Origin of the sequence: Desulfosporosinus sp. I2 (genome assembly GCF_000960765.1) — a bacterium.
Taxonomy (GTDB): domain Bacteria; phylum Bacillota; class Desulfitobacteriia; order Desulfitobacteriales; family Desulfitobacteriaceae; genus Desulfosporosinus.
This window is the reverse complement of sequence record NZ_JYNH01000169.1, coordinates 1-9,382: the sequence shown is the minus strand read 5'-3', so window position 1 is coordinate 9,382 and position 9,382 is coordinate 1. Positions and strand designations below refer to the sequence as shown.

Below are 9,382 nucleotides of genomic sequence, written 5' to 3'. Positions count from 1 at the left end.
AGCTCAGGAGGAATTAGTGCGTATCTTTGCAGAGTGTGGACTTGTAGAAACACGATTTGATAATTTGGCAGGAGGAGTAGTGGCCATAGTTTATGGCACGAAACCCATTAGCAAACCAAATTAGATCTACTACGGAGGTAAAATGATTGCTGTAAGCTTCTAATCATACAAAAATCCCTTGGCGGCTCGAAGGAGATGCCTGGGGATTTTCAATTTATTAGAAGGTGTTTATATTGTTAGTGCATGATTTTTGTAAAGCTGTTTATACTATCTTTGTTTGTTGAATGAAATTTGTATTGGGGGATTAGGATTATGAAAGTTCGTGAAGTTATGACAGCCAATGTCGATTATGCTGCACCCAATTCTACAGTTGTGGAGTTAGCAAGCATGATGAAGAAAAATGATATTGGTTCTATTCCAATATGTGAAGGACAAAAAGTAATTGGTATTGTTACAGACCGTGACATAGTTCTTAGAGCCGTTGCTGAGGGAAAAACCATTGAAAATCGAAGCGCCAAAGAAGTCATGAACTCAAAGGTTGTTACTGTAACCCCTGATCAAGATGTGCATGAGGCAGCAGATTTAATGGCAACCTATCAAATTCGAAGACTTCCCGTCGTGGAAAAGGATAAACTCATAGGAATTGTTGCCCTTGGTGATTTAGCTATAGAAAAAATCCATATTAATGAAGCGGGAGATGCCCTTAGTGATATATCACAGGGTGCTCATCATTAATTAAAGAGGTGATTTAAATGGGTGATCTTCGTGATCGTCTCGACTTGGGAACTTGGGGTGCCTTTCGCACGGGATGGTGGGTTCTTCATATTGTAGGGATTTTGGTTGTCGGTTATATTGGCTTTTGGATTGCTAGGATGTATTAAATTTTCTGCATTGATGATTGGATAATAGCGTTGTGAAAAAAGAGTTCACAACGCTATTATCTTTGTGGTAGACTTAGGTTAGAAGAGTATAGAACAAGGATGTGTTCATGTTGAATTTGTTAGTTGGGATTCAAGGTCATGCAGAAACAACGGTTTCTTCCTTAAATACTGCAGAAGCTATGGGAAGTGGAACTTTAGAGGTATTCGCAACACCGGCGATGGTTGCGCTTATGGAACAAGCTGCTATAAATGCCCTGTCCTTACCAGATGGGCAATCAAGTGTCGGTACTTCCCTTAGTATCATGCATTCAGCGGCAACTCCTATCGGCTCAAAGGTTTATGCTACCGCAGAACTAATTGAAATAGATCGTCGCCGTCTTCTTTTTGCAGTGGAAGCACGAGATGAAGTTGGTCAGATTGGCTCCGGAAAGCATGAACGAGTTGTAATTGAGGTAGAACCATTTTTGGTAAAAGCTCGAAACCGTAAATAGGGGATATGAGTGTGGATGAATTTTTTACGTTATCTAAAATGACGATTAGGGACCAAGTTATTGAAAAATCACAGTTTATTGGCATCGCAGTTCCCCTCCAGACGATAGAGCAGATCGAAACTTCAATGCGAAGAATTCACGAGGATTATCCCAATGCACGCCACTACGTTTATGCCTATCGTTTGCATTTGGGGCTTATTGAGAAATCGTCTGATGATGGCGAGCCACAAGGGACAGGAGGACGACCAATTTTGGATGTCCTTCAGCATCGAAATGTCTGGAATGTTTTAGTAGTAGTTGTAAGATATTTTGGGGGATCCTGCTTGGAACTGGGGGACTTTCAAGAGCTTATGGTGGAACCGCCCGTCAAGTTATTTTAGAAACCGATTTAAAAAGGATCACGACCTATCGGAGTTTTATATTACATGTGCCATATGAATGGTTTGAAATGCTTAAGTATCAGTTTGGTCAGCACAATTGGACAATATTAAAAGAGGAATTTAGTGATGTTATTCAGATTTATGTCCATGTCCCCGAACATGAATCTGAATTGTTCGTGAATTGGGTGGATAATTATACTCGAAAACAAGTAAACTATGAAGATCTTGGAGTGGTATGGGGATAGTTAAAAGTTTTTAAAGATTTACTAAATTTAGAAGAATAAGACTTTATGAAAGTGAACACAATCACTTTCTTTTTATTATTTGATCTGTTACACTATTAGTGAAAAGAAGAATATAGGACAAGGTAATAAGGTAATACTAAAAATTCTTAAGCAAAAAGGGAGTGATTTCATGTTAGCTTTTATCCCAGTCATCATGATCGGGGGATTCCTTGGCGGTTGTGCCATAGTAATCATGGCATCATGTTTTCAACTAATTAGAATGTCAATCAATTCAGCCAAAAATCATGGACAGATACCCAGAGCTATTGAAGTATAGAGGGTAGTCTATATATAATTAAATACTGCACTTCTAGTAAACGAAAAACACCCCCAGCAGGAATGGAAGGGGTGTTTTTCTGATCCAGGGGGGATTTATAAGCTGGCTCATTTAAGAATACTTTGATTACGACCTGTAGTTTTGGCTTGATATAAGGCGTTGTCTGCTCTAGAAATCACAGAAGCTGGAGAGTCGGTTGAGCGCCAAAGTGTAACGCCAATACTTACTGTAACAGATACCTGGAGGTTGGTTTCTGAATATTGCACCGTGGTTCTTTCCACAACCTCTCGAACCTTTTCACTAATTAGTAAGACGATTTTTTCGGTTGCTTCAGGTATAAGAATGACAAATTCTTCTCCACCGTAACGGGCAATCAAGTCTTCTTCTCTTAAATTATTTTGGAGCTCCTTTACAATTGTCTTAAGTACTATGTCTCCAAATTGATGACCGTACCGGTCATTAATTTGTTTGAAATTATCGACATCAATGATCAGTAGACCAAAGGTGACAGAGCGTTTACGACGTTGGCAGAGTGAAATGTGTTCTCGCAACCGTTTTTGGAAGTAACGGTGGTTATACACACCTGTAAGTCCATCAGTAATTGATTCTCGTTCAACAATGGCATATAGAAGGGCGTTTTCTAAAGCGGAAGTGGCATGACCGGCTACTGTTTCTAGAAAATTCATTTGTTCGGGGGTGATTTCCTTTTGTCGGAGGGCATGGATATTGATGGTTCCAATTTTGCGTTGTGAATTTTCAAGAGGTAAGCAACAAACCCATTCCCATTCTTGAAAATCTGTTGGTGCTTGGTAATATGTCGCGCCGTCCGCTAAGACCTTTAAGGGTATTGATAAATCAAGCTGTGGCGGCATCTGTGGAGAAAGTGTTCTAGAGTCAAAAACTCCTATAACTTCAAAGTCGCTTTTTTTTGTCATTATAAAGATAAACGCTTGCTTGGTTAATACTTATGAGCGAAACCATGGCACTAATTATATTGGCGGCGATAACCTTTGGATCAAGAGAAGCATTAAGAGCACGAGCAATATCTAAAAGTACATGTGTTTGTAAACGTATTTCTTCAAGCTGGTTTTCTAAGAGGTTTACCCTCTGACGCAATAAGGTAATGTCTAAAGAGTCGTTATTATAATCTGACACAGCGTAACCTCCAAACCTTTGATCAAAACTTGTTGCTGAATGGTTGTTAGAAAAAGTTTTAGAATCCTTATTGTATTCTCTATAAAATGTATTTATCCTTTGCAATATTTTTGGGATTAAAAGAAATCGTTTAAAAAGTTATGCCCATTAAAATCCTTATAAATCAGAAGTGTAATAAGAAGGAGAAATGAGACTTATGTCGAATTTTTAAAAAAGAATGTTCAGGATGAAGGAGGACCTATATTCTGACCTATGAAATAACTGTTATTATTGGAAGCATTCCATTTGTAATGTATTTGACTTGGCAAGCCCAACTATTTGGCATAACCAGGAGAAGAGCATTTTTAATGGCCTTCTTTTTGTGTTGTGTTGTCTTATTATTCCCTTGGGCACTTCGGACGGAACGAATAATTTGGTGGATTCTGTCAATTTTGTTTTTTGTTATTATAGGAACCTTATGGCCAATCCTTCGAATAAACAAAGACAAATCACAAAACGATGCAATCTGTCTCGAACAGAACAGGTCCGAAGAAAATATTGATATCCAAGAGCGTATAGCTGAACGTCAAAAAGACCAAGATTATACTGGCGAACTTCAAGAAGAGCAAATGAGTATCGCAGAACCTCAAGAAGAGCAAATGAGTATCGTAGAACCTCAAGAAGAGCAAATGAGTATCGCAGAACCTCAAGAAGAGCAAATGAGTATCGTAGAACCTCAAGAAGAGCAAATGAGTATCGCAGAACCTCAAGAAGAGCAAATGAGCATCGCAGAACCTCAAGAAGAGCAAGTGAGTATCGTAGAACTTCAGGAAGAGCAAGTGAGTATCGTAGAACCTCAAGAAGAGCAAGTGAGTATCGTAGAACTTCACGAAGAGCTAGTTGAAATTGATACCACGCTTAATAATACGGAGGCGCTAGCCTTAACATTGCTTGAACCATTCCCTGAACTTAACATAATATCTCTCGAAGAGTTGATCGATTTGGGATTTAAGGCAAAACATTCGGACAACTTTGAACAGGCCGCCTTCTATTTTTCCAAAGCGTTATCACTTGACCCTGTTCCAGATATTGCTTTTTATCTAATTCTTGATTGTTATTGGCTTTGGAACAATCTGGATGAGCGCGAATATGCGCTTTCTCAGTTGGATGGGATTATTAAAAGGTATTTGCCCCGATTCAATTCCGAACTTAGTCATCAGTTTAATGTTTGGATGACAAAAGAAAATATCGATATAAACTAAATGAAGGGGGCTTGTTCGCCATGAAGCCGACAAAAGAAATTATCGGGTTGCGTATTATTAGTATTTCGGACGGTACTCAAGTTGGGGTTGTAAAAGATTTCGTTCTTAATCCACAGGAAAAAACATTAGATTTTTTGATTATCGATCAACCCACAGATTATTTTGGAGCGAAGGTACTTCCTTATGCTGACATTCTTGGGCTTGGAGAATTTGCGATTACGATCCCGAATTCTGAAGTTATTCAAGACGTCGCACAGAATATGGAAGTCCAGAATTTGTTAAGGCAAAATACTCGTGTTTTAGGAACAAAGGTTTTAACTAAAAAGGGGCAACTCATAGGAGAAGTTAAAGAAATACTGATTGATGAGGAAACAGGTCGAATTGCAGCCTGTCTATTTGAATCTGACGCACGAATGCATGAAATTGAAGCCGAAAAGATCATTACTCTAGGCAAGGAATTACTGATCATTGAAGGAGATCAGACCGTTCAGAATAAGGAAATCCCTGAACAAAGCAATGAAAACCTATTTGAAATACCCTCTTACTCTATGGACCCAACACCAGTATCAGATCCAATCCAGGGCTTATCAAGGGACGATGATTCTGTTGGAGAACAGGAGGCTGGTTTTAACTTATTTGAGCAACGTCAACTCCAATATTTTATTGGAAAAAGGGTAGAAAAGACTATTATTCTCGATAATGGTGATAGTTTGAAGGCTGGAGAAACTATTACACCTGAAATGGTGACTCACATTACTACCCGTAGTACTTTGATGGAAGTAACCTCCCATTTACAGAAAAACTAACTAAGAAAGCTCGATGAGATGTAGTATATGAAAAAAACCGGATTGCTTTTGATAGCCTTATTATTGCAATTATGTATTACCCTCGTTCTGGGAACTGTTATTTCTTATGGTAATACACATGATCAAGCTCCAGCGGGGTTGATTGTTTGGGGACAGGACTTATCTGGTTTAAGTAGAACTCAGATATCCTCTTTACTCAAAGAAAAAATCCCGAATTCTGTCACCTATAAAGATCAAGTATTCCCTTTGAAAACAGATAGAACTTATGAGGGGATCGAACAATGGTTGGATCTCGTATTTCCAATCACTACAGGATCTAAGGTTGTAGATGTTCTCAGTAGCTTAGCTCGTTCACCACATGGTATCTCGAAGGATGGCATTGGAATAGACCGTAATGAGATTATCGCTCAGCTGGAAGGTATAAGTAAAATTATTAGCCAACCTATGCATAAGGCGACGATCGTTTATAAAGATGGTCGACTAGAAAAGACAGAGGGGCAATCAGGGCAAGAAGTGGATATTGAAGCAACCTGGTTGAAAATTACTCAAGAACATGTGAACAAGGTTGAAGTTGTCATCAAGGAAATCTCTGTTCAGCCTAGTATTGCTGACTTAACTAAAATCAAGGATATTTTAGGGGATTACACAACGTATTTTAATGCTCAGGATGTGTCACGTACCCAAAATGTACGTATAGCCGCTATGGCTATTGATAATCACCTAATTGCACCAGGAGAAGTATTTTCGTTCAATGGAGTTGTAGGAGAGCGGACTCAGGCTGCAGGCTACCAACCAGCTATAATCTTTGTAGATAAGTCCATGACTAAAGATAATGGCGGGGGCATCTGCCAAGACTCAAGCACTCTTTATCAAGCAGCCAGTCAGGCTCGTTTATCCGTTGAAGAAAAACATACTCATTCTTTGCCAGTATCTTATGTATTAAAAGGACAAGATGCCACCGTTTCCTATGGACAACTTGATTTTCGCTTTCGAAACGATACTCATGGGTACTTACTGATTAGTTCCAGAACCGGTTATAACTGGGTAAGAATCCGATTATTTGGACTTGCAGATGAGCAACACCCTGTTCTTCCGACTCCCGGGGGTTATCCTACAAGTCCGGCGGATTGGTACCTGGACCCCAAATAACGATTCTTTGATCGGCGTAAATGTTCAGGTTAGTCATCTATTAGGGGATTAATCTATTGGCTACAATTTGTAGCCAAATTTTTTTCTATAGGTCATCGAGGTTAAATATACTGATAAATGAGTTTTGCAGCTACTAGCAGAGACATAATGATAAAGATTGGTTTGACTAGTTGAGCGCCTCGTTTAATGGCAAGTTTAGTGCCTACATACGATCCTAAGATCATGAAAAGGGCCATGGGGATGCCGTATATAAAGAGAACCTGTCCATACCAGGCGAAGAGGAGAAGAGAGGCAATATTACTTGTGAAATTTAAGACTTTAGAATTGGCAGAAGCAACGACAAAGTCGAAGCCATAGAGTGCGATAAATGAAAAGATTAGAAAGGACCCTGTTCCAGGGCCGAAAAATCCGTCATAAAACCCTAATGCAAAAGCAAATAGACATCCTATAACAATTTTTCGAAGAGTGAGTCCTTTGAATTGATTTTCCATTCCTAAATTTTTATGGAGCAGAGTATAAAGTCCTACCACCAAGATTAGGACTAAGACTGCTTTATTCAAAAAGGCAGAGCTTACCCTAAGAACTGCCCAGGCTCCCAAAAAGGCACCTAACAAAGTAAAAGGAATTTGCCACTTTACAAGGGCAAAGTTTACTTTTCCAGAGCGTGCAAAAGTGACGGAACTGTTTAAAGAAGCTAGGGATGCAGCAAATTTATTGGTACCAAGCGCGAGATGCGGGGGGACACCTACCATCAGTAATGCTGGTAGACTAATAAGACCACCGCCTCCAGCAATTGCGTCAACAGTCGCAGCTAAAAAACCAAGAGTGCAGATCAGAAAAAGATTAAGCCACATTTATCATTACCTCATTTATATTAATTTGCCTACTGATTATACTCTTAAGTAAGGTTTTCGTCATCCCTTTGGTTAATTGACTTATAAAAGTTCCGGGATTCTGAAGGTTTTATGATATTATGGTAATAGTAATAAAAAGCTTAGCTTCAATCGGAATTAGCAAATCTTCAAGTGTTGCATTATTTAAGAAGTTCTTAGGATAGGCAGGCGGAGGGTTCACCTATGACGGAGATTCGTTCCAATGAGTCAGTATCCCAATATATTTTTGTCGCTTTACAAGAGAAGTTTCCAGATGCGCGCTGTGAGCTTGTGTATCATACGCCCTTTGAATTGCTCATTGCGACGATCTTATCTGCTCAGTGTACCGATGAAAGAGTAAATCTAGTTACGGAGTCCCTATTTGCCGAAACGAACACGCCTGAGGGGATCATCTCATTAGGGCAAACACTACTTGAACTTAAAATCCGTTCTCTCGGGCTCTTTCATAACAAAGCAAAAAAATATTCTTGCAGCATGCAAAGTGTTAGTGGAGGAACATGAGGGACGGGTGCCTGCTGATCTAGAATTATTGAGAATGCTTCCGGGGGTTGGACGTAAAACTGCTAATGTTGTTGTCAGTAATGCCTTTAGCCTACCTGCGATCGCGGTTGATACTCATGTTTTTCGAGTGGCCCATCGTTTAGGCATTGTTCAGGGAAAAACACCGGATAAAGTCGAAGAAGAACTGATGCAGATTTTCCCTCAAGATAGATGGTCCCTAGTCCATCATCTTCTAATTTTTCATGGTAGGCGGATTTGTACTGCACGAAAACCACTTTGTAACGAATGTCCAGTCGCTCAAGTTTGTAAGACAAATCAGACCGTTTAATAGACAAACTATATGATTTTGAAAGGATGATTTTTATGAGATACGTTCGTTTTATGAATCATGAAAAGGAAATTGGGTTTGGTTTTGTTGAAGGGGAGCAGGTACATTTGTTAAATGGATCATTCCTTGACCCCAAATCTAAACCAATTGATGCATGGTTGCCTTTGGATCAGGTTAGCTTACTTGCCCCAGTGGAACCTCATAAAGTGGTTTGTATCGGTCTAAATTATGCATTACATATTCAAGAATTGAAACATTCTTTACCGGAAGATCCTGTGATTTTTATGAAGCCGCATTCTAGTGTAATTGGTCCAGGTTCGGAGATTGTCTACCCTAAGATTAGTAAACGTGTGGACCATGAAGCGGAATTAGCAGTAATAATCGGAGCGATCATCAAAGATGCGACAGAGGAAGAGGCTACTAAAGCTATCTTTGGGTATACGTGCGCTAATGATGTCACCGCAAGAGATTTGCAAATGAAGGATGGTCAATGGACTCGTGGAAAATCATTTGATACGTTTTGTCCTATTGGTCCTTGGGTCGTAACAGATATTGACCCGAGTAAACTAGACATCCAGTGTTTGCTCAATGGTGTTGTAAAACAGTCTTCCAACACTCAAAATTTTATTAATTCTATACCGAAACTTCTGAGTTTTATTTCTCAAGTAATGACCCTTTTGCCTGGGGATGTGGTTTTAACGGGTACACCGGAGGGCGTGGGTCCTATGCAACCGGGCGATGAGGTAATTGTTAGGATTGAATCGATAGGGGAACTACGTAATTATATAAAATAATATAATATAATTTTTGTAGTTGAATGAGAATGTTAACAAGTTCAAATGTTGATAACGACATGGGGGTAGACAGCATGATTCGCATAGGACATAACCCGAATACCAATATGTTGCCGATGTTCCACTTTTTATCTAGAGAGGATCCATTATTAGAGTCCATTACGGCCGAACCAACGGGGCATAACGCCATGTTGGCGGAAGG

13 protein-coding genes and 1 pseudogene are annotated in these 9,382 nt (G+C 39.5%); 11 read left to right on the top strand and 3 right to left on the bottom strand.

All coding sequences use genetic code 11. The features are described from left to right. Nucleotides 1-312 precede the first annotated feature (312 nt). From UF75_RS22820 to UF75_RS29430, 6 genes are all read left to right on the top strand, one after another. Nucleotides 313-735, top strand: coding sequence for a CBS domain-containing protein (locus UF75_RS22820; RefSeq protein WP_045576830.1), 423 nt, complete (start codon nt 313-315; stop codon nt 733-735). A 17-nt stretch (nt 736-752) separates the two neighbouring features. Continuing rightward, a complete protein-coding gene (locus UF75_RS30915) occupies nt 753-881 on the top strand; it encodes a hypothetical protein (RefSeq protein ID WP_282433852.1) in 129 nt (42 codons plus the stop codon). Between the two features lie 107 nt (nt 882-988). Then, nucleotides 989-1,372 (top strand): thioesterase family protein, encoded by a 384-nt coding sequence (locus UF75_RS22815; protein ID WP_045576829.1) that lies wholly within the window; start codon nt 989-991, stop codon nt 1,370-1,372. A gap of 11 nt (nt 1,373-1,383) precedes the next feature. After that, nucleotides 1,384-1,752 (top strand): YigZ family protein, encoded by a 369-nt coding sequence (locus tag UF75_RS31155; RefSeq protein WP_348983095.1) that lies wholly within the window; start codon nt 1,384-1,386, stop codon nt 1,750-1,752. A gap of 47 nt (nt 1,753-1,799) precedes the next feature. Next, nucleotides 1,800-1,997, top strand: a complete 198-nt coding sequence (locus UF75_RS31150; protein ID WP_348983094.1) for a DUF1949 domain-containing protein — start codon at nt 1,800-1,802, stop codon at nt 1,995-1,997. 169 nt (nt 1,998-2,166) lie between these two features. Then, nucleotides 2,167-2,313: a hypothetical protein gene (locus UF75_RS29430; protein WP_197079508.1), complete on the top strand. Its 147-nt coding sequence runs from the start codon at nt 2,167-2,169 to the stop codon at nt 2,311-2,313. A 107-nt stretch (nt 2,314-2,420) separates the two neighbouring features. On the opposite strand, the gene UF75_RS22805 is transcribed toward UF75_RS29430, so the two are convergent. After that, nucleotides 2,421-3,248 (bottom strand): sensor domain-containing diguanylate cyclase, encoded by an 828-nt coding sequence (locus UF75_RS22805; protein WP_242860394.1) that lies wholly within the window; start codon nt 3,246-3,248, stop codon nt 2,421-2,423. Beyond that, on the bottom strand, nt 3,226-3,468 hold the full coding sequence (locus UF75_RS30470) for a hypothetical protein (RefSeq protein ID WP_242860393.1): 243 nt from the start codon (nt 3,466-3,468) through the stop codon (nt 3,226-3,228). Before UF75_RS30470 ends, UF75_RS22805 begins: the two co-directional genes overlap by 23 nt. Nucleotides 3,469-3,758: 290 nt before the next feature. Between UF75_RS30470 and UF75_RS28655 the strand changes: the two genes are divergently transcribed. Genes UF75_RS28655 through UF75_RS22790 form a run of 3 tightly spaced genes read left to right on the top strand, consistent with a single transcriptional unit; the run spans nt 3,759 to nt 6,664 of the window. Next, nucleotides 3,759-4,709, top strand: coding sequence for a hypothetical protein (locus tag UF75_RS28655; protein ID WP_156146571.1), 951 nt, complete (start codon nt 3,759-3,761; stop codon nt 4,707-4,709). 20 nt (nt 4,710-4,729) lie between these two features. Next, entirely contained in the window at nt 4,730-5,515 is a 786-nt protein-coding gene (locus tag UF75_RS22795) for a PRC-barrel domain-containing protein (protein WP_045576827.1), read from the top strand. A gap of 27 nt (nt 5,516-5,542) precedes the next feature. Next, nucleotides 5,543-6,664 carry a VanW family protein gene (locus UF75_RS22790; RefSeq protein ID WP_045576826.1) on the top strand — a complete coding sequence of 374 codons (1,122 nt, stop codon included), beginning with the start codon at nt 5,543-5,545 and terminating at the stop codon, nt 6,662-6,664. Nucleotides 6,665-6,765: 101 nt separating this feature from the next. Here the strand turns inward: UF75_RS22790 and UF75_RS22785 are convergent, their stop codons facing one another. Continuing rightward, complete coding sequence (locus UF75_RS22785; RefSeq protein WP_045576825.1) at nt 6,766-7,518, bottom strand: TSUP family transporter; 753 nt, start codon at nt 7,516-7,518, stop codon at nt 6,766-6,768. A 222-nt stretch (nt 7,519-7,740) separates the two neighbouring features. On the opposite strand from UF75_RS22785, the pseudogene nth reads away from it, so the two are divergent. Together nth and UF75_RS22775 are read left to right on the top strand one after the other, a co-directional pair. Beyond that, a pseudogene (nth, locus tag UF75_RS22780) lies at nt 7,741-8,386 on the top strand (endonuclease III). Nucleotides 8,387-8,421: 35 nt separating this feature from the next. After that, nucleotides 8,422-9,180 carry a fumarylacetoacetate hydrolase family protein gene (locus UF75_RS22775; RefSeq protein ID WP_045576824.1) on the top strand — a complete coding sequence of 253 codons (759 nt, stop codon included), beginning with the start codon at nt 8,422-8,424 and terminating at the stop codon, nt 9,178-9,180. Nucleotides 9,181-9,382 lie beyond the last annotated feature (202 nt).

Bases quoted from the DNA above. Each gene is read 5' to 3' on its own strand.
- UF75_RS22820 (WP_045576830.1), top strand. From the start codon at position 313: ATGAAAGTTCGTGAAGTTATGACAGCCAATGTCGATTATGCTGCACCC.
- UF75_RS30915 (WP_282433852.1), top strand. From the start codon at position 753: ATGGGTGATCTTCGTGATCGTCTCGACTTGGGAACTTGGGGTGCCTTT.
- UF75_RS22815 (WP_045576829.1), top strand. From the start codon at position 989: ATGTTGAATTTGTTAGTTGGGATTCAAGGTCATGCAGAAACAACGGTT.
- UF75_RS29430 (WP_197079508.1), top strand. From the start codon at position 2,167: ATGTTAGCTTTTATCCCAGTCATCATGATCGGGGGATTCCTTGGCGGT.
- UF75_RS22805 (WP_242860394.1), bottom strand. From the start codon at position 3,248: ATGACAAAAAAAAGCGACTTTGAAGTTATAGGAGTTTTTGACTCTAGA.
- UF75_RS28655 (WP_156146571.1), top strand. From the start codon at position 3,759: ATGTATTTGACTTGGCAAGCCCAACTATTTGGCATAACCAGGAGAAGA.
- UF75_RS22795 (WP_045576827.1), top strand. From the start codon at position 4,730: ATGAAGCCGACAAAAGAAATTATCGGGTTGCGTATTATTAGTATTTCG.
- UF75_RS22790 (WP_045576826.1), top strand. From the start codon at position 5,543: ATGAAAAAAACCGGATTGCTTTTGATAGCCTTATTATTGCAATTATGT.
- UF75_RS22785 (WP_045576825.1), bottom strand. From the start codon at position 7,518: ATGTGGCTTAATCTTTTTCTGATCTGCACTCTTGGTTTTTTAGCTGCG.
- UF75_RS22775 (WP_045576824.1), top strand. From the start codon at position 8,422: ATGAGATACGTTCGTTTTATGAATCATGAAAAGGAAATTGGGTTTGGT.